Origin of the sequence: Streptomyces sp. NPDC102274 (assembly GCF_044766385.1) — a bacterium.
Classification (GTDB): Bacteria; Actinomycetota; Actinomycetes; order Streptomycetales; family Streptomycetaceae; genus Streptomyces.
This window is the reverse complement of the sequence record NZ_JBIWLW010000018.1, coordinates 84,198-101,946: the sequence shown is the minus strand read 5'-3', so window position 1 is coordinate 101,946 and position 17,749 is coordinate 84,198. Positions and strand designations below refer to the sequence as shown.

The window sequence follows — 17,749 nt, the reverse complement described above, 5'->3', positions numbered from 1 at the left end:
GTGGTCACACCGTGACCGATACTCGATGGTCGTGGTGTCTGCTGATGTTCTTTTCCAGCAATTCCGTCGATCCCTTGACTCCGATAGCCCCCGTCTCTCTGGTGTCCGGCAGCCGTCCGTCGGCCATTTTCAGATCGACCAGCGCGCCGTCGATCGCGCCGTGCGCGGCGAAAAGGCATGGCGTGCTGTAGATGGCGAGATTGACGCCCAGGTCGGAGAGTTCGGAGAGGGAGAGCCTCGGTGACTTTCCGCCCGCGATCTGGTTGAACAGCAGCGGCTTGTCGCCGACGACCGAGCGGATCTTACGAATCCACTCCACGCTCCGCACACCGTCGACGAGGACGACATCCGCGTCCGTCTCCGCCAGCGCGGCGGCGCGCCGTACGATCTCCGACTCCTCGGTGGCGTCCGTACGCGCCACCACGAGCATCTCCTCCCTGCTGCGCAGGACCAGATCGAGCTTGGCCAGGTACTCCTCCAGCGGCAGGATCAGCTTTCCGTCCGCGTGCCCGCACCTCCGTGGCCGCTTCTGGTCCTCCAGAATCACTCCCGAGGCCCCGGCGCGCTCCAGTCGCTGGACGACATGGCACGCGACCTCGGGGTCCACATACCCGTCGTCGATGTCGACGAGCATGTGATGGCGTGGAAACGCCAGACGGAGCCGTTCCGCGAAGGCCACCATGTCGGGCCAGGCGATGAAACCGATGTCCGGCAGCCCGTAATGGGAAGCGGCGAATCCGAAGCCGGAGACAAAGAATCCGTTGTAGTGCTGGGCCGCGATCGAGGCCGAGTACATGTCGTAGATGCCGATGAGAGGTGTCGTACGAGGCGATTCGACCGCTTCTCGCAAGGCGTTGCCGTAGCGCATGGTTCTCCCTCATTCCAGAACCCGCCCGATCACGAGTTCAGGCAACGTGCTGACGGGCACACATTTACAGAAGACCAAGACTTCGTAAAACGACACACCGTGTCGTCGCCCGATCTGGCAAAAAATACAGAGTGATCGATATGTGTGACATTTCAACGAAGTGACGATTCCTCGCCGCTGCGGGCCGGCGCCCGGTGAGGTACAACTGCCATACGGGAAAGCCGACTTGTGCCGAACGGCGGGCGCGGGGACGCAGGGGACCGGGACAGGGGGATGAGGGGATGACCGGGCAGTCCGTACTCGCGAACCTCCACTTCGGACGGGAGGACGCCGAGCGGGACGTCACCGACGGGCTGCTGCTGCGCGGCGGGTTCCTGTCGACGAACGCGACGCGCGCGGCGGTGTCCGGCCGGAAGATGCTGATCATCGGGCGCAAGGGATCGGGCAAGAGCGCGATCTGTATGCGTTTGATGGCGGACGGGGTGCACGGCGGCGGGAAGGCGCTGATCACGCCCGACGACGCCGCGGGGGACGAGATCCGCCGCTTCGAGTTGCAGGGGCTGCCGGGGGACTCGGCCAAGTCACTGATCTGGCGGTATGTGTTCGCCGTCAACGCCGCGCGCCATCTGGTGACGCACGCGGCGGACGCGCACGGCCGGAAGGCCGATTCGGTGAAGGCGCTGCGGCGCTTCCTCAAGCAGAACGACGAGCTGCCGTCCGACCGTCCGGGTGACCGTCTCGGCGACCGACTGGCCCAAGGCGCGCGCGGGTTGCAGACGGCGCTGTCGCTGGAGGCGTTCGGGTTCAAGGCCGGAGTGGAGCTGGCGCACTCACCCTCGGAGGGGGCGCGGGCCGCCCGGCAGCTGGACGTGGTGGAAAAGGGGGTGGCGGACGCCTTCGCCGAGCTGGGCTGCGCCGCCGCGCACGAGCCGTTACTGCTCCTGGTCGACCAGCTGGAGCAGGTCTGGTCGGTCGAGCCGGAGAGCAACTCGATGGTGATCGGGCTGCTGCTGGCGGCGAAGCACGCGGCGGGGCTGTACGGACGGGCGGTGCGATGTCTGCTGTTCCTGCGCTCGGACATCTACGACTCGCTGTCGTTCGGCGAGGGGGACAAGTTCCACGGGGACGAGCTGCGGATCGTATGGACGGACCACGCCCTGCGGGAGCTCGCCATGGCCCGCGCGCGGGCCTCGACCGGGGTCGCGGGTCTGTCGGCGGAGCGGCTGTGGCGGGAGATCTTCCCGGAGAGCGTGCGGGGAGAGGACACCGCGGCGTTCATCTTCAGCCGCTGTCTGCCCCGGCCGCGTGACGCCATCCAGTTTCTCAACCTCTGCCAGGAGACGGCCTGGCTGACCCATGGCCGCGACCGGATCACGGAGGCCGATGTCCTCCAGGCGAGCCGGCAGTTCTCCGCGTGGAAGCTGAAGGACCTGGCGCAGGAGTACTTGATCGCCCATCCGTTCCTCGAACGCCTCTTCCCGCTCTTCCAGAACACGGGATACGTGGTGTCGCGCGCCGCGCTCGGCACCCGCTTCGAGGAGGCCGCGGAGACGCTGCACCGGCTGTTCCCCGCGTACACCGAGGCGCTGACACCGTCCGGCGCGATCGACATCCTGTACAGCGTGGGCTTCCTCGGGGTGCGCCGCGGCAATGACGTGGTGTTCGCGGGCGGCGGTGAGCTGCCCGCCCAGCCGCACGAAGGGGAGTTCCATGTCCATCCGTGCTTCCGCGAGGCGCTGGGCGCCACCAGCGCGATCGACCTCCGCCGCTTCGAGCCGGTGGTGGCGGGCGCCCGTATCGCGTCGGGCAACATCGGCTCCGGCGGAGCGGGCAATACGGGCGTGGGCCGTGAGTACCGGCTGCTGGCGGAGCTGAGGCGCTCCTGCCACTTGATCCTCTCCCAGGTGGGCCGGGCGGTGGGGCTGGCCCAGGACGCGCGGGACGAGATCACCCAGCGGATCGGCCGCGTACTGGACGACGTCAACGCCGCCCGGCCCCGCGCCGGCGGGGACGGCGACACGGAGGGCCATCTCCTCACCGCCGCGCACTACTTCACCGCCCTCGCCGCCCAGCTGCGGGCGAGCGGTCTGGACGACACCACGGGGGCGGGAAGCGTCGCGCAGCGGATCGAGGACGAGGCACGGCGGCTGCGACGGCTCGCGGGCGGCTACTTCGGGAGTTCGGGCGACTCGGGGGGCCGCTGAGAGACATCGCGCGAGGCTCGGCCGACGGGACTCTGGGACGGGGCGCTCGGTGGCGGTTCAGGCGCGGGCGAGCCGGGTCTCCAGGCCGTCGAGTACGCAGGCCAAACCGCCGTCGAAGTCGTCCTCGCGGGCGTCGCCCATGTCCTGTCCGCGCTGTGCGGCGTACAGCCTGCGCAGGCGCGGGTACGGTGCCGCGGCCTGTTCGGCGGCCGGCCACAGCCGCGCCGTCCACTCCTGCTCGCTCTGACCGCTGCGGGCGAGCATCGTCAGCCACGCGGCCTCGCTCGTGGACACCCCGATGACGAACGAGACGACGGTGTTCACGGCCCGGTCGGCCTCCGCCAGCGAGAAGCCCGCCTCCTCGAAGACGGTGAGCAGGCTTTCGAACAGCCGCATCATGTTCGGACCCAGGTAGGCCACCCCCACCTCACCGAGCACGGAGACGATCCACGGGTGCCGCAGGAACGCCGAGCGCAGGCTGTGGGCGCAGTGGGTGGTGGCCTCGCGCCACCGCGCCGGGTCCCCGGCGTCCGGCAGCTCGATCTCACCGTAGACCTCGTCCACGACCAGCTCGATCAGCTCGTCCTTGTTGGCCACATGCGAGTACATGGAGGTGGCACCCGCGTTCAGCCGGGTACCGAGCTTCCGCATGCTCAGGGCGTCGATGCCCTCGGCGTCCAGCAACTGGAGGGCGGTGGAGACGATCTGCTCCCGGCTCAGCACCGGCTGTTCCCGCCGCTGCCGGCGCGGACGGGTCCACACGGACGGGAACGGCTGCTCGTCGGCCGGCATACGCACTCCTCTGTGTCCTGCACTCCGCTGTATCCCCGGCGGCCCAGGATAGCTCAGTGCGCGCACGGCGTACGGTCCTGCGTACAGTGTGCGAACCCGGTGGGGTGCCGTTTCGCCTCCAGCGGCCACCGGCCCGGCCATCCGCCCGGCCATCCGCCCGGCCACCGGCCCGCCCACGCGCCCGAACTCCCCGCCGTCCACCGCGATCTCACGGCCCTGACACCTCGCGAGCTGGAGGTCCTGACCCTCATGGGCGGCGGCCTGTCGAACGCCGAACTCGCCCAGGAACTGACCCTCAGCGAAGCCACCGTGAAGACCCATGTCGCCCGTATCTTCGCCAAGCTCGCCCTGCGCGACCGCGCCCAGGCCGTCGTCCTGGCCTACGAGACGGGGCTGGTCTCGCCCGGAGGGCCCGGCGCCTAAATGCCGATGCCGATGCCGATGCCGATGCCGGTGGCGGTGCCAGTGCCAGTGCTGATGCCGGTGCCGGTGCCGGTGCCGGTGCCGGCAAGGGATCCGAGCCCCCGGCCGGTCCGCGCACGGTCACCGGCCCCCTCACGGTCGTCGGACGCGCCGATCCGGCCGGTCCGGTGGACCGGGTGCGTCTGCTGGCCGGACGCTGGGTCACCGGCCCCGGGGAGATCGTCCTGTCCGCACAGGGCGCCGAACGGGAGCTGGGTACGGTGATCCGCGCCAACGGAGGCCCGGAACTCACCGTCGTGGGCTGGGCAAGCAGTCTGAGCCGGTCCGCCCAGGGCTGGGTCTCCCCCGACCAGATCGGGGCCCTGCACCCGACCGCGGCACAGATGCTCTACCGGTTCGAGGGCTCGGCCTCCGCCACGGACGGCCGGATCGAGCAGGCGATGGCCTCGGCCACGGCGGACCTGCCGTCGTCGTCGCTGCTCGCCTCGCAGTCGTACCTCAGTATCAAGCGGGACGTCGGCCGGGCGGCCTCGGCCTATGTGCCCTTCCTGCTGGCCTTCGGGATTCTCGGCCTGGTGGTGGCGGTCCTGATCGTCGCCAATGTGGTGAGCGGGGCGGTCGTCGCGGGGCTCCGGCACATCGGGGTCCTCAAGGCTCTGGGCTTCACACCGAACCAGGTCGTCTCCGTCTATCTGGTGATGGTGCTCGTCCCGGGGGTCGGCGGCTGTGTCACCGGCACGGTCCTCGGCGGCGTCGCCGCACAACCCCTGCTGAAGAGCGTCTTCATGGGGATCGGGACCCAGGACCTCGCGGTGGGGATCAGCCCCTGGGTGTACGGCGTGACGCTGCTCGGGATGCCCGCGCTGGTTGTCCTCGCCGCGCTCGTCCCCGCGGTGCGCGCGCACCGGCTCCCCGCGGCCAGGGCGATCAGCGCGGGCAGCGCGCCACGCGCCGGACGCGGGCAGCGCGTACAGCGCGGGCTCGCGGGCACCCGGCTGCCGCGCCCGGTCAGCCTGGGGCTGGGACTGCCGTTCGCGCGGCCGGGCCGTACCGCCCTGACCCTCACGGCCGTCGTCCTCGGCGTGACCACGGTGACGCTGGCGACCGGACTGTCCAGCACGATGTCCGCGTACGGCGAGGCCGTGCAGCGGGTCGGACACGTACACGCCGTGGTCCACGTGGGCAAGCCCCGGTTCGGCGAGCCCGCGCCGAAACAGGGCGACGCGGAGACGGAGGCCCTGCTGCGCTCGCTGCCCGGTGCGGTCCATGTGACCGCCGACGCCTGGATCGAGGTCAACCTCGCCGGGTACACCGAGACCGTCGGCTGCCAGTTCTTCCGCGGCGATGCCGACACCCTGGGCGAGACGATCGCCAAGGGCCGCTGGCTGGAAGGCCCGGGGGAGGTGGTGGCGCCGCCGGCGTTCCTGAAGAAGCGCGGCCTGGAGGTCGGTGACCGGGTCACCTTCACCATGGACGGCGAGAAGGCGTCCGCGACCATCGTCGGCGAGTCCATGGAGGGCATGCCCGACCGGCTCCAGTCCAACTGGGAGACGCTGACCGCGTTCGCCCCGGACCGCAAGGCCAATCAGTACGAGGTCCAGCTCGCCCCGGGCACCGACGTCGGCGCCTACAACGCGGCGGTCAGGGCGGCGGACCCCGGGCTCAAGCCCACGGCCCTCTCGGAGACGAACCGCGACGCCGTCATCATCATCAGCTCCTCCTCGGCGCTGACCGTGCTCCTCGCGACGGTCGCGGCGCTGGGCGTCTTCCACACCGTCCTCCTCAACACCCGGGAACGGCGCAGGGATCTGGGCACGCTCAAATCCCTCGGGATGACACCGCGTCAGGTGACCGTGATGGTGGTGACCTCGATGGCGGCGCTCGGCGCGGTCGGCGGCCTGCTCGGCATCCCGGCCGGCATCGGCGCGTACGGCCTGATCATGCCGGCCATGACCGACGCGGCGGGCGTGTCGCTCCCCGCCTCCATGACGGACGTCTGGCACGCCCCCGTACTGGCCCTGCTCGCTCTGACGGGCATCGTGATCGCGGCACTGGGCGCCCTGGTCCCGGCCCGCGCGGCGGCCCGGCTGACGATCGCGCAGGTCCTGCACAACGAGTGAGGCCGGTCATCGGCCCGAAACGGGGTGTCGGCTTTCGGCGGGCGGGCACGGCAGTTCGCGTCGTGTACGGACCGGTGAGAGGAAGGTGGGCAGAAACGCCCCCGCGAGGACGGCGCCGCCCACCCAGAGCGTGCTCTGTACGGAGACCAGCTCGCCCAACAGGCCCGCCAGGGCGGAGCCGACAGCGAGCGCGCCGGTGAGGAGGAAGCGGAAGGTGGCGTTCATGCGGCCGAGGAGGGAGTCCGAGGTCATCCGCTGGCGCAGGCTCACGCCGAGGACGTTGTCCATGCCCGTCTTGAACATGGCCAGCAGATAGCCGGTGCCTGCCAGCCAGAGCCCGGCACCGTCGTCGACGAGCGGTACGAGGAGTCCCGCCGGGGCCAGGCACAGGCCCGCGACGGCGAGCGTGCGGCCGTGGCCGAGCCGCTCGGCGACGGGGCGGGCGCAGCGGGCTCCCAGGAGCAGACCGGCGCCGCCCACCGCCCAGAACAGGCCCAGCGCGCTTGCCGGAAAGCCGAGTTCGCGGATGAACAGCACCGGCAGCATGGTGTTGATGATCTGCGAGCCGAGGTTGGAGAGGGCCGCTGTGAGGGCGAGGGCGCGCAGTTCCTTGTTGCCGAGGACATGGCGCAGACCTTCCGCGATCTGGGCGCTCAGCCGGGTGGGGTGCCCCGCCGGGGGCGGGGGAGGGGCCGGTGCGCGGCGCAGGACGATGAGCCGGAGCGCAGAGGCCAGATGGGCCATCGCGGTGCATACGAGGGCCATGGGCGCCGTGAGCAGCTGGACGAGCCCGCCGCCCGCGCCGCGTCCGCTCACGTTGCCGACGGCGATGAGGGTCATCACGGCGGCGTTCGCCCGGACGAGACCGTCTCGGTCGACCAGCCGCGGCAGCACGCTCTGCGAGCCGATGTCGAAGAAGACGGTGGCGCAGCCGGTCAGTACGACGACCACGTACAGCTGCGTGAGTGTGAGGGCGTCGAGCCACCACACCACGGGAACGGAGGCGAGCAGCGCCGCCCGCACCAGATCCGCGGTGATCAGCACGCGCCGGTGGCGCATCCGGTCCACCCATGCCCCGGCGGGCAGCCCGATGAGGAGGAAGGCGATCGTGCTCAGGGTGGCGAGTGCTCCGACCTGGCCGGGAGTCGCGTCGAGCGTGGCGACGGCGATGAGCGGGACGGCGACGTAACCGATGTTGGTGCCGAGCTGGCTGAGGGCGGTCGCGGTGAACAGCGTTCGGAAGTCGGCCACCTGCCAGGGGGAGTTGGGCTGCATGATCCGTTCTTCTCGGTGGTGGGTCGGTCGATATCACGCTGTGCGGACATCGAGCTGTTGGAACATCGAGCTGTTGGAACATCGGTCCGTTGGGACATCGGGCCGTTTGAACATCAGGCTGTTTGAACGCGCTCCGCCGGGCCGCGTGCCCGGCCGCGTGTCATGCCGACGCCGGTCAGGACGACGACCATGCCCGCGAGGACGCGGGCGCTCAGCTGTTCGTCGAGGACGATCGCGCCGAGGGTCACCGAGACCACCGGCAGGAGATAGCCGACGGTGGCGGTGGTGGTGGGGCCCTCGTCGGCGAGGAGGCGGTAGTTGAGGTGGAACGTGACGCCCGTGCCCAGCGTGCCCAGGATGACGACGGCGATCACCGCGGTGAGAGTGGGGCCGCCGGCGGTTGCCGGAGCCGTGGGCAGCGCGAGGGTCGTCAGGCTCGTCGCGGCGAGGAGTTGGGCCGCCGAGAGGGCGAGCGGCGCGGTGTCGCGCCCGGTGAGGTGGCGTGCCATATAGGTGAAGGCCACCGCGTAGCTGGCCGCCGCGCCGAGCAGGACCAGGGCGCCCCAACTGGTCAGTCCGCTCCGCTGCCAGGGCGCGAAGATGAGCAGGGTACCGGCGAAACCGAGGAGCAGGCCGGCCAGCCGGAGGGGCCGGAGCCCGCGTTCCGTACCGAGCGCGAGACCGATCACCAGGGACCAGAGGGGCGTTGTGGCGTTGAGTACGCCGGCGACGCTGGAATCCACGGTCTGCTCGCCGATGCCGAAGAGGAAGAACGGCAGGGCGTTGCAGAAGAAGGCGGCCACGACGAGATGGCCCCATGTCCCTCGGTCGCGGGGGAGGCGCTGGCGCGCGGAGTACGCCAGGGCCAGCAGGACGGCGGTCCCGAGGGCACAGCGGATGACGGTGATGTGGAGGGGCGACAGGCCTCCGGTCAGGGCCACCTTGATCCAGAGGAAGCCCGATCCCCACAGCAGAGCGAGGACAGCCATACGGAGAAGGGTTCTTCGTGAGCCGCTGAGCACGGTGCGCCTCCTGCGGGGCGGGTGGGGGTTTTACGGTGTCCCAGGAGGCTGTCGTAAGACAAGCGAAAAGAACTGCACCCACTGTTAAGCTGTCCTACATGCTTGATATGCGGCGCATGCAGGTGCTGCGGGCGGTGGTGACCAGCGGTTCGGTCACCGCGGCGGCCCGGAATCTCGGCTACACACCCTCCGCCGTCAGCCAGCAGATGGCGACGCTGGAGAAGGAGGCGGGGATGGCACTGCTGGAGCGGTCAGGGCGGGGGGTGCGGCCGACCGAGGCGGGGCGGTTGCTCACGGAGTACGCGGCTGCCATCGGCAGACAGGTCGCCGAGGCGGAGACGGCGTTGGCGGATCTGCGGGCCGGACGGACGGGACGGGTGGTGGTCCGCTACTTCGCCACGGTGGGAGCCACCCTCCTGGCCCCCGCGCTCGCGGAGCTCCGCCGTGAACATCCGGGCCTACAGGTCGACTTGCGGCTCACGGGCTCCGACGACCCGCTGCCGGAGGTGAGGGAGGGCCGGGCCGATGTGGCGCTCGTGGTCCGGCCGAAGGAGCCGAGAGAGCCGAAGGAGCCGAGGGAGCCTGGGGACGGGCTGTCCGTCGACGGCGTACGGTTCGTGCATCTTCTCGACGACACGTACCGCGCTGTCCTGCCCAAGGGGCACCGGCTCGTCACGAAGCGGGTGCTCGAACTGACCGACCTCGCCGAGGAGCCATGGGTGGGCAGCGAGTGGCCGGGCCCGTGCCTCGACGCCATTCTCACCGCGTGCGGCGCGGCCGGCTTCAGCCCGGACTTCGTGGTGGAGAGCGAGGACTACGCCACGGCGCAGGGCTTCGTCGCCGCCGGGCTGGGCGTCAGCCTGGTGCCGGTCACGGGGCTGGCCGGCCACCATCCCGCCGTGGTCGTACGCAAGGTCAGGAACCCGGAGCCGGTCAGGGCGATCTACGCGGCGGTACGGGGGCCGGGGCCGGACCCGATCGCGCTGCGCGGGCTGCTCGACGCGCTGCGGAGGGCGGCGACGCCGTAACGTACCGGACGCCCGAGCGCCGGGACGCCGAGTGCCGGACGCCGAGTACCGAGGCGTCGAGTACCAGGGCGCCGAGCACCGGGCGAGCACCGGTCAAGGCCGCCTTCGCAGCCCCCTGTACGCGTGTCAGGCCGCCAGGTCTCCGACCAGATGGTCACCCGGGATGCCCGCCTTGTCGGGGCTGTAGTACTCCCTGATGCCCTCGGCCCAGGTCGCCCGCGCGATCCGGTCCGTGTCCGTGGGCCCGAACGCGTCGAAGAGGGAGTGGATGTTCGCGAGCCCGAAGCCGATGGCCGTCATGAGCGCCACGAACGTGGGCCGGCGGATCAGTCCGTCACCCTCCAGATCACCGAGGGCGGCCAGTGATTCGGCGAATTCGTTGATCGCCTCGTGGAAGCGTTCCGGAGAAAGGACACAGGCCGTGTATTCGTCGAAGCTGATCTTGCCGTCGCCGTCGGCGTCCAGTTCGCCGACCAAGGTCGTCCAGTATGTCCGGAACGCGGCCGCCATCGCGGCCTTCGCCGTGTCCTCGGCGCCGGGCACCGCCTGGACGACGTGAGTCGCCATGAGGTCGAAATCCTCGGCTTCGAGATATCCGTTGCCATTGACGTCGAAGAGTGTGAAGACGAGCTTGACCCGGTTGAGTGCTTCCGTACGCATAATGTCTCGCCCTCCGTCAGGCTGTGACCGGTGTGCATGCGTTTTCACTATGCAAGGCGGGGGGGCAGCGCGTCAGTAGAAATATACGTATTCATCAGAAGAGGTGAACACGGTTGATCAGAGGGCGAGTTGAGCGTCCCTCGCCACCTCAAACGCCGCTCGCGCGAAGACCTGGACGGCGCCGGTGTCGTCCCCGGCCCGCCACACCAGCCCGTACCCGATGGGGTCGGCGTCCTCGAACGGGAGGTACGTGACACCGGGCCGCGAGTAATACGTGGCGGTGTGGGCGGCCGACAGCAGGGCCCCCTTGCCGCCGGCGACGAGCATGAGCGCCTCTTGCATATGGGTGACGGCCGGGCCGCGCCGGATCGGTCTGCCGGTGGGCGTGCGCGCCGGCACCCGCTGCTCCAGCCGGTAGTCGGGGAGTTCACCGGCGATGGTCAGCAACGGCACCTCGGCGAGGTCTTCGAGCGACACCTTCCCGCCGGCGGACAGCGGATGCCCGGAGGAGACCGCCAGCACGCGCCCCTCCGTGAGCAGGGTGGGGCCGCCGCCCAGATCGTCCTCGCGTACGGGGAGCTCCGTGAGCTGGACATCGAACTCGCCGCTGCGCAGCTGCCCGAACGGGTCCGAGAGCGGCACCACACAGATCTCCACGCCCAGCTCGGGATGGCCGGCGTGCAGCGCCTCCGCGGCCTTCATCACGATCTCCCCGGCCAGCGGGGTGGAGAACCCGACATGCAGTACGCCAGTGATGCCGCGCGCGGTGGCGGCGGCCCGCGCGACGGCGGCCCCGACCGCGCGGTGGTGCGGTTCGAGATCGTCACGGAGCTGCCGGCCGAGGGCGGTGAGGGCGACGCGGCGGCTCGTACGGACGAACAGCGGGGCGCCGACACGGCGTTCCAGGCGCTGCACGAGCTGGCTCACCCGGGCCCTGGACAGCCGCAGCCGGTCCGCCGTGCGGCCGAAATGCAGCTCCTCGGCGAGGATGAGAAAGCACTCCAGTTCAACGCGTTCCATGGATGCCTCCGGGTGGGTGAGTCGGCCGGACCGGTAAGCCTGGCTTACCGAACGTTGCGATCTTCGCCGTTGTTCCCGCACAGCCGCTGATCGATGGTGACTGAGCCAAGAACTTCCCTACACCATCGAGGAATTCAGATGAATGCGCGTGACTGGGGCGTGCTGTTCGTCCTGTGCGGTGCGATCTTCCTGGAAGGCATCGACGTGGCCATGCTCAATGTGGCCCTTCCCTCCATCCGCTCCGAACTCGGCATGTCGACGGGCGAGTTGCAGTGGGTCATGAGTGCGTACGTCCTCGGATACGGCGGCTTCATGCTGCTCGGGGGACGGGCCGCCGACCTCTTCGGCCGGCGCAGGATGTTCGTCTTCTGGCTCACCGTCTTCCTGCTCTTCTCGGGCCTCGGCGGGTTCGCCACCGACGGCTGGACGCTGATCGTCGCCCGGTTCGTCACCGGTGTCGCCGCCGCCTTCATGACCCCGGCCGGACTGTCCATCATCACCACGAGCTTCGAGGAGGGCCCGCGGCGCGACAAGGCCCTGCTCGTCTACTCCGGCACGGCGGCCGGCGGTTTCTCGATCGGTCTGGTCGTCGGCGGGCTGCTCACCGCGGTCGACTGGCGGTGGGTGTTCTTCGCCCCGGTCGTCCTGTCCTTCCTCGTCCTGACCGCGGCGCTCGCGCTCCTGCCCAGGTCGCCGCGGCCGGAGCGGACCGGAGAGAGCGTCGACCTGGCCGGTTCGGTCAGCGTCACGGCGGCCATCGTGCTGCTCGTCCTCGGCGTCGAACGCGCCTCCCACACCGGGATCGGCTGGACACTCGGCATGCTCGGGGCGGGCCTCGTGCTCCTCGCCGTCTTCGTCGCCGTCGAGCGGCGCTCGGCCTCCCCGCTCGTACGCCTGGGGATCTTCCGCAACGGTCCACTGGTGCGCGCCAATCTCTCCGCGCTGCTGTTCGCGGCCGGCTTCTTCGGATTCCAGTTCCTGGTGGTGCTGTATCTCCAGGAGCTGCGCGGCTGGTCGACGCTCCAGACGAGTTTCGCGATGATCGTCATCGGCATCGACGCCGTCCTCTCGCCCACCCTCACGCCCAGGCTGGTGGCCAGGTTCGGCAACGCCAGGGTGATCTTCGGCGGGCTGCTGCTGGCCGCGCTCGCCTACGGGCTGTTCCTGCCGGTCGGCGCCGACTGGACGTATCCGGCGATGTTCCCGAGCCTGATCATCCTCGGGCTGGCCTTCGCGCTGGCGTACGGCCCCCTCACCATCGCCGCCACGGACGGTATCGAGGAGCGCGAACAGGGAGTGGCCGGCGGCCTGCTCTACACCTCGTTCCAGTTCGGTGCCGCGCTCGGCCTCTCGGCCGTCACCGCCGTGAACGTCGCCGCCACCGACGGGGATTCGTCGGCGGCCCTGCTGGACGGGTACCGCGCCGCGCTGGTCGTCCCCTTCGCGGCGGCCCTGATCGCGGCGCTCGTCAGCGCTTTCGGGCTGCGGTCGCCGAAGGGGGCGGCGGTCGCGTACGGGGAGACGCCGGCCCGGCCCGAGACCCCCGCTGCCCGCTGATCGCCCCACCTGCGTGAGGAGCCTTTCATGGCCGACAGAGCCAGTGCCTTCGCCGAGATCCAGGACACCTTCTTCAGCTACGTCCGCGGCATCACGTACGCCACGATGATCACCGTCGACCGCGAGAACCGCCCCAGGGCCCGTGTGCTCCTCCCCGTCTGGGAAGTCGTCGACGGCCACCCGGTCGGCTGGCTCGCCGTCTACAAGACCCCGGTCAAGACGGCCCACCTCGCGGGCAACCCGCACACCACGTACGCGTACTGGAGCCCCCGGCAGAACGCCGCCTTCGTCGACAGCGTCTCGACCTGGGCCGACGACGAGGAGTCCAGACACCACGCCTGGGACCTGTACGTCGAGGGCGGTCCGCCGGGGGTGGGGTACGACCCGGTCCGGTACTGGCGCGGCGGACCCGAGGATCCCGAGTACCACGTGCTCCGTATCGCTCCCTGGCGGATCCAGCTCGTACGGGGCGCCGATCTGCGGAGCACCCTCTGGTATCGCGACGAGGAGACCGGGTGAACGCTCAACCCGTCACTCGGCCGCCCGTCATGCCAGGATCAGTACGACCGCGATGAGTACGGCGATCACGCCGATGCCGGTTCCCATCACGCAGCCCGGATTGGTCGCCAGTTCGGAGAGGCGGTTCGCGACGGTGGGAGGTGCCGGGTGGCTGGGGGAGGGCGGCTGGGGTGTGGTGGTCCCGGGGACCGCTTGGGGCATTCGGGGCAGCGGAGGCAGCTCGGGGGTGACGGGCGGCGGGGCTCCATGCCGCACTTGGGGCGTCTGGGGCGTCTGGGGCACTTGGGGTGCTTGCGGCGTCTGGGGTACGTGCGGCGCCTGGGGCGTGTCGGGCGGGGCGGCGCTCTGGGTGATCACGTCTCGCAGGATCTGCTGCCACACGACGGGCGGCAGGTCCGGGACCAGTCCGTTCCCGGGCGTGATGATGCTCTGCCAGAGCCAGTTGCCCGCCGTGGGGTGGCGGTCCCTGACCATGCGGTGCAGCAGTTCCTGGAGATCGCGCAGATAGCGTTCGTCGCGGGCCAGGGGCGCGACCGCCCAGGTGAAGAGTTCGGCCGCCCGTCTGGCCATGGCTGTCCTCGAAAGCGGCTCCGAGTCCTGCCTGTTCGGCGTGTAGTACAGGCCGTTGCGGAGCACCTCCGCGCACAGCTCGTGCTTGACGCTCGTCCGGCGGACCCGGACGCGGTGGTCGCCTCCCAGCTCGTTCAGCAGCAGTTCCACGGAGTCCTGCGGCAGTTCGGTGGAGCGCAGCTCGTCCAGGAGCAGTTCGTCGGACAGTGTGCGCAACCGGTCCGCGAGCAGGCCGCGTTGCACGATGTTCCCGCGCCGGTGGACTCGTAGGTCCGCGTGGAGCGAGCGCGCTTCGTGGGCGGTCAGCGGATAGCCGGAGGCGAGCGCGGGCTCCGGTGCCGGTGCCGGTGCCGGCGGTGGTGTTCGTGTGGGCGTGGGCGTCGGTGCAGGCGGCGGTTCGGGTGCCGCTTCCGGTGCCGGTGCCTGTTCCCGTGCGGATACGGGTACGGGCGAGGGTTCTTGCGCCGGAGCCGGAGCCGGAGCCGGAGCCGGAGCCGGTGCCGGTGCCGTCGGCGTGGCGGTCGCGGACCGGGGCGGTTCACGGCGGTCGGCGTACAGGATCTCCTTCAGCAGGAGGCGCCGCCGCGCCCACTCCAGCCCCGCGCCGCCCCTGAGCCCGTCGACCAGCTGCGGCACTCCCGGGCCGTCCGCCGGGTGCGCCAGGAGGTGGTCCACCAGCCGGGCCGCCGCCATGTGCTCGAACTGAGGGTTGGCGGGCGAGCGGCCCATGACCCGGGCCAGCGGACCCGATCCGCCCGTGTCCGGCTCCCAGCGCGGGACGCACGTCAGACGCAGCTGATGGGTGTCGACCGTGTCGTACGTGGCGAACGTCCACTCCTGGCCCAGCCAGGAACCGAAGAGCATGAACAGCCCCAGATACACCAGCGGCGCCGCGTCCTGGTCCGGCCAGCCCGGCAGCCTCTCCTCGTCCGTGAGCAGCGACACCCGCTGCGCCGGATCGCGCAGCCACTCCGCGGTGATCAGGATCAGCGCGTTCCGGACCGTCGGCAGCTGCTGCCGCATCCCCGGCAGCCGCTTGCGCGCCACCGCGTCGAGCTCCGCGGCCTCCACCTCGCGCAGCCGCCCGGCGGCCTTCTCGGCGGACTCCCGGCTGCCCCAGCCGCCGTACGCCAGCCCGAGACACTGACGGGTCTTCAGGGCCCGCGGGTCGCCGATCAGGACATGGCTGACGGTGCTGGGCCGGCCGCCCCGGTCGGTGGTGGGCCAGCGCTGTACGAGCATGACGTCACCGTCGAGGGACAGCATCCGTACGACGCTCTGCCGCGGGGCCGCCGTACCGGACACCCACAGCAACGGGCCCAGCTCCCGGCCCAGTTCCTCGGCGCGCCCGGCCGGGCAGGAGTGGGCGACGGCCGTCATTCCGGTGCCCTGGCGGCCTTGGTTGCCGTCCCAGCGGAAGACCACCTGATGCACCGAGCCCGCGGCGCCGCTGCCGCCCGCCCCGCTCATGCCGCCCGCTGTTCGCCGGGACGGCCGCTGTTCCTCGAAGTCGTTCACTTCGCTTCCTCTCCCACAGAGGTCACAGAGCCCACAAAGCCCGCGGATCCCGCCGATCCGTCGGATCCCCCGGGGCCCCAGGCTTGCGGCGACGTCGGCGCCGCCTCCATCGCGGGCGCCGTCCCCACCGCGAACTCCTCCGCGCCGCCGGGCACCTCGACCAGACCGTGCATCGCCAGCAGCGACAGCAGCGGTTCGAGCACCCGCCGGGGCCCGGCCCCCGCCGGATAGCGGCCGTGCTCCTCCTGGCCGCCGGTGGCCGACGCGACATGCAGGGTGCACCGGCGGATCGCGTCGAAGGGCCGCAGCCACGCCTGGCCCGCGTGCCGGCGCAGCAGCCCGTAGACGTCCTGGCTCTCCTCGCGCATCAGCGCGGGGTCGAGCGAGGTGGCCGGCGCCTGGTCCAGCCACCGGTCCACGGGCGGCTGGAACCGCAGCAGATCGGCCTTGCCGAGCACCATCGCCGCCGCCACGTCCAGATACGGCCCGCTCTTCGGCAGCCGGTCCAGGACGGTGCCGAAGGCCAGATCGCCGTCCCGGTTCACCTCAAGTCCCCAGCGTTCCCTGGCGTGGTCCAGATGGGGCAGCGGGAGTGCCAGCGCCGGGTCGACGACGAAGATCATGGCGTCGACCCCGAGCAAAAAGCGGAGCGCCGCGTCGGTCCGTACGAGATCCTCGCCGCCGAGATCGAAGAAGGCGACCGGTCGCACCTGCCCGTGGACGTCGGTGATCAGCAGGGACTCCACGAAGCGGGCGAAGCCGTCCAGGCCGAGGGCGCCGGTGTGGTCGAGGACCTTGCCGTTGCGCAGCGGCTGCACCCGTTCCCGTACGAACCGCGCGTGCTGCTCCGGGTTGACGGACTGCCACTTCAGGCCGAACGGCTCCAGGCCGCCGTCGGTGATCTCCGCGATCATCTGGGTCAGCAGATGGCTCTTGCCGGTGGAGGACTGGCCGACCATCGCGACCGTCAGCGGCCGGCCGTTGGTGAGGTAGGGCACCGGGATGAAGTGCTCGGGGAAGTCCGGGTCCGCCGTGCATTTCTGGACGGCGGACCGCATGACGTCCTGGCCGCGCAGGGAGTTGCCGACGGCCGAGGGGTCGAGCCGCTGGTACTGCATCCTGCTGTCGGTGACGAACAGCGACGTGAGGTCGAGCTGGATGGTCTCCAGGCAGTACGGACAGAGCACCTCGCCGTTGGTCCGCTCGGCCGCCCCGGGCCCGTCGTGGGGCTCGGCGGCGGGCGCCAGCCGCTTGAGGTGCAGCGCCTGCTCGAACGCCGCCCGGTGCGGGCGCGTCTCGTCGACAGGCACGGTGATCGCGATCCGCCGGGCCGCCCCCGGCGCCAGCAGGTCGAGCAGCTGGTCGGGGGCCGGCCGGTCGGCCGCCAGCGGCGCGAAGGCGCCCCGCAGCGTCTCGGCGAGCACCCGGTGTTCGCCGAGGTCGGCGGGCGCCCGGTCGGCCGGCCCGGCCCGGCCGGTCGCCAGCTGGTAGAGCACCTGGGCCGCGCTCCACACCATGTCCCGGGAGTCGACGAAGCCCTCGCCCCCGCGCTGTTCCGGCGAGCAGTAGGGCGCCCGGCCCCACCGGGTCCTCGGCCGTCCGCCGCGGGCCACCCCCTCCAGCCCCCAGAGCTGGACCGACGTGCCGTCCCAGAGCACGGTGGCGGGCGAGATGCCGCGCAACACCAGGCCCTGGCCGTCCAGCAGACACAGCGCCAGCATCAGGTCACGGGCGAAGCGCGGCTGGTCGGTCGCGGACATCACATGCGTGCGTACGGCGGGCTCGCCACGCGGTGCGGCGTACAGCAGGAACGGCTCGGCCGTGTCCAGCTCGTAGCCGATGACCTTCGGGAAGAGCGCGGCGTACTCGGTGTTGTCGAGCACCCGGTGCAGATGCAGGGCGGTGCCGGCCTCCGCGTCCAGCAGCGCGCGCGCCGCCGGGTTCGCCGCGGCGGAGGCGGTCAGGCGCACCTGGAGGAACTGCTGCCCCTCGTCGTCGAGCAGGCCCTTGCGGATCCACTGGGGCAGCAGCGGATCGCGGCGGGATTCGCGGCCGAAGCGGACAGGGGCGGTGCGGCGGCGCCCCGAGGGGACGGTGAAGGAGAGGGTGGTGCTGGTCACCGGCGGTCGCCGTCCTTTCGTCGGTACGTGCGCACCGAGCGGCCTCGGTGCGG

13 protein-coding genes and 1 pseudogene are annotated in these 17,749 nt (G+C 71.0%); 6 read left to right on the top strand and 8 right to left on the bottom strand.

The annotated features are described in order from the left end of the window. Positions 1–4: 4 nt before the first annotated feature. Positions 5–868, bottom strand: coding sequence for an oxaloacetate decarboxylase (locus tag ACIRQP_RS23870; protein WP_403893152.1), 864 nt, complete (start codon positions 866–868; stop codon positions 5–7). 281 nt (positions 869–1,149) lie between these two features. Here ACIRQP_RS23870 and ACIRQP_RS23865 point away from each other — a divergent pair, with 281 nt between their 5' ends. Further along, positions 1,150–3,072, top strand: coding sequence for a P-loop ATPase, Sll1717 family (locus ACIRQP_RS23865; RefSeq protein WP_403893151.1), 1,923 nt, complete (start codon positions 1,150–1,152; stop codon positions 3,070–3,072). Positions 3,073–3,129: 57 nt separating this feature from the next. Here the strand turns inward: ACIRQP_RS23865 and ACIRQP_RS23860 are convergent, their stop codons facing one another. After that, positions 3,130–3,864 carry a TetR/AcrR family transcriptional regulator gene (locus tag ACIRQP_RS23860; protein ID WP_403893150.1) on the bottom strand — a complete coding sequence of 245 codons (735 nt, stop codon included), beginning with the start codon at positions 3,862–3,864 and terminating at the stop codon, positions 3,130–3,132. Between the two features lie 192 nt (positions 3,865–4,056). Here ACIRQP_RS23860 and ACIRQP_RS23855 point away from each other — a divergent pair. Next, positions 4,057–4,287, top strand: a pseudogene (locus ACIRQP_RS23855) (response regulator transcription factor); the annotation flags it as partial. Positions 4,288–4,463: 176 nt separating this feature from the next. Further along, positions 4,464–6,407, top strand: coding sequence for an FtsX-like permease family protein (locus ACIRQP_RS23850; protein WP_403893149.1), 1,944 nt, complete (start codon positions 4,464–4,466; stop codon positions 6,405–6,407). Between the two features lie 6 nt (positions 6,408–6,413). Here ACIRQP_RS23850 and ACIRQP_RS23845 read toward each other — a convergent pair whose 3' ends face one another. Continuing rightward, the gene (locus ACIRQP_RS23845; protein ID WP_403893148.1) at positions 6,414–7,682 is read right to left on the bottom strand and encodes an MFS transporter; all 1,269 of its coding nucleotides are present in this window, start codon (positions 7,680–7,682) and stop codon (positions 6,414–6,416) included. Between the two features lie 113 nt (positions 7,683–7,795). Further along, the gene (locus ACIRQP_RS23840; protein WP_403893147.1) at positions 7,796–8,671 is read right to left on the bottom strand and encodes a DMT family transporter; all 876 of its coding nucleotides are present in this window, start codon (positions 8,669–8,671) and stop codon (positions 7,796–7,798) included. 131 nt (positions 8,672–8,802) lie between these two features. Here ACIRQP_RS23840 and ACIRQP_RS23835 point away from each other — a divergent pair, with 131 nt between their 5' ends. Further along, entirely contained in the window at positions 8,803–9,732 is a 930-nt protein-coding gene (locus tag ACIRQP_RS23835; protein WP_403893146.1) for a LysR family transcriptional regulator, read from the top strand. Between the two features lie 126 nt (positions 9,733–9,858). Here ACIRQP_RS23835 and ACIRQP_RS23830 read toward each other — a convergent pair whose 3' ends face one another. Beyond that, positions 9,859–10,392: an EF-hand domain-containing protein gene (locus ACIRQP_RS23830; protein ID WP_403893145.1), complete on the bottom strand. Its 534-nt coding sequence runs from the start codon at positions 10,390–10,392 to the stop codon at positions 9,859–9,861. Positions 10,393–10,509: 117 nt separating this feature from the next. Further along, positions 10,510–11,412 (bottom strand): LysR family transcriptional regulator, encoded by a 903-nt coding sequence (locus tag ACIRQP_RS23825; protein WP_403893144.1) that lies wholly within the window; start codon positions 11,410–11,412, stop codon positions 10,510–10,512. 138 nt (positions 11,413–11,550) lie between these two features. Here ACIRQP_RS23825 and ACIRQP_RS23820 point away from each other — a divergent pair, with 138 nt between their 5' ends. Together ACIRQP_RS23820 and ACIRQP_RS23815 are read left to right on the top strand one after the other, a co-directional pair. Then, complete coding sequence (locus ACIRQP_RS23820; protein WP_403893143.1) at positions 11,551–12,969, top strand: MFS transporter; 1,419 nt, start codon at positions 11,551–11,553, stop codon at positions 12,967–12,969. A 27-nt stretch (positions 12,970–12,996) separates the two neighbouring features. After that, positions 12,997–13,488 carry a pyridoxamine 5'-phosphate oxidase family protein gene (locus ACIRQP_RS23815; protein WP_403893142.1) on the top strand — a complete coding sequence of 164 codons (492 nt, stop codon included), beginning with the start codon at positions 12,997–12,999 and terminating at the stop codon, positions 13,486–13,488. A gap of 27 nt (positions 13,489–13,515) precedes the next feature. Here the strand turns inward: ACIRQP_RS23815 and ACIRQP_RS23810 are convergent, their stop codons facing one another. Both ACIRQP_RS23810 and ACIRQP_RS23805 read right to left on the bottom strand, forming a co-directional pair. After that, positions 13,516–15,576: a hypothetical protein gene (locus ACIRQP_RS23810; protein WP_403893141.1), complete on the bottom strand. Its 2,061-nt coding sequence runs from the start codon at positions 15,574–15,576 to the stop codon at positions 13,516–13,518. Beyond that, the gene (locus ACIRQP_RS23805; protein ID WP_403893140.1) at positions 15,573–17,696 is read right to left on the bottom strand and encodes a hypothetical protein; all 2,124 of its coding nucleotides are present in this window, start codon (positions 17,694–17,696) and stop codon (positions 15,573–15,575) included. The genes ACIRQP_RS23810 and ACIRQP_RS23805 overlap by 4 nt, the downstream gene beginning before the upstream one ends. Between the last annotated feature and the right edge of the window lie 53 nt (positions 17,697–17,749).

Bases quoted from the DNA above. Each gene is read 5' to 3' on its own strand.
- ACIRQP_RS23815 (WP_403893142.1), top strand. From the start codon at position 12,997: ATGGCCGACAGAGCCAGTGCCTTCGCCGAGATCCAGGACACCTTCTTC.
- ACIRQP_RS23840 (WP_403893147.1), bottom strand. From the start codon at position 8,671: ATGGCTGTCCTCGCTCTGCTGTGGGGATCGGGCTTCCTCTGGATCAAG.
- ACIRQP_RS23820 (WP_403893143.1), top strand. From the start codon at position 11,551: ATGAATGCGCGTGACTGGGGCGTGCTGTTCGTCCTGTGCGGTGCGATC.
- ACIRQP_RS23845 (WP_403893148.1), bottom strand. From the start codon at position 7,682: ATGCAGCCCAACTCCCCCTGGCAGGTGGCCGACTTCCGAACGCTGTTC.
- ACIRQP_RS23825 (WP_403893144.1), bottom strand. From the start codon at position 11,412: ATGGAACGCGTTGAACTGGAGTGCTTTCTCATCCTCGCCGAGGAGCTG.
- ACIRQP_RS23865 (WP_403893151.1), top strand. From the start codon at position 1,150: ATGACCGGGCAGTCCGTACTCGCGAACCTCCACTTCGGACGGGAGGAC.
- ACIRQP_RS23830 (WP_403893145.1), bottom strand. From the start codon at position 10,392: ATGCGTACGGAAGCACTCAACCGGGTCAAGCTCGTCTTCACACTCTTC.
- ACIRQP_RS23835 (WP_403893146.1), top strand. From the start codon at position 8,803: ATGCTTGATATGCGGCGCATGCAGGTGCTGCGGGCGGTGGTGACCAGC.
- ACIRQP_RS23860 (WP_403893150.1), bottom strand. From the start codon at position 3,864: ATGCCGGCCGACGAGCAGCCGTTCCCGTCCGTGTGGACCCGTCCGCGC.
- ACIRQP_RS23870 (WP_403893152.1), bottom strand. From the start codon at position 868: ATGCGCTACGGCAACGCCTTGCGAGAAGCGGTCGAATCGCCTCGTACG.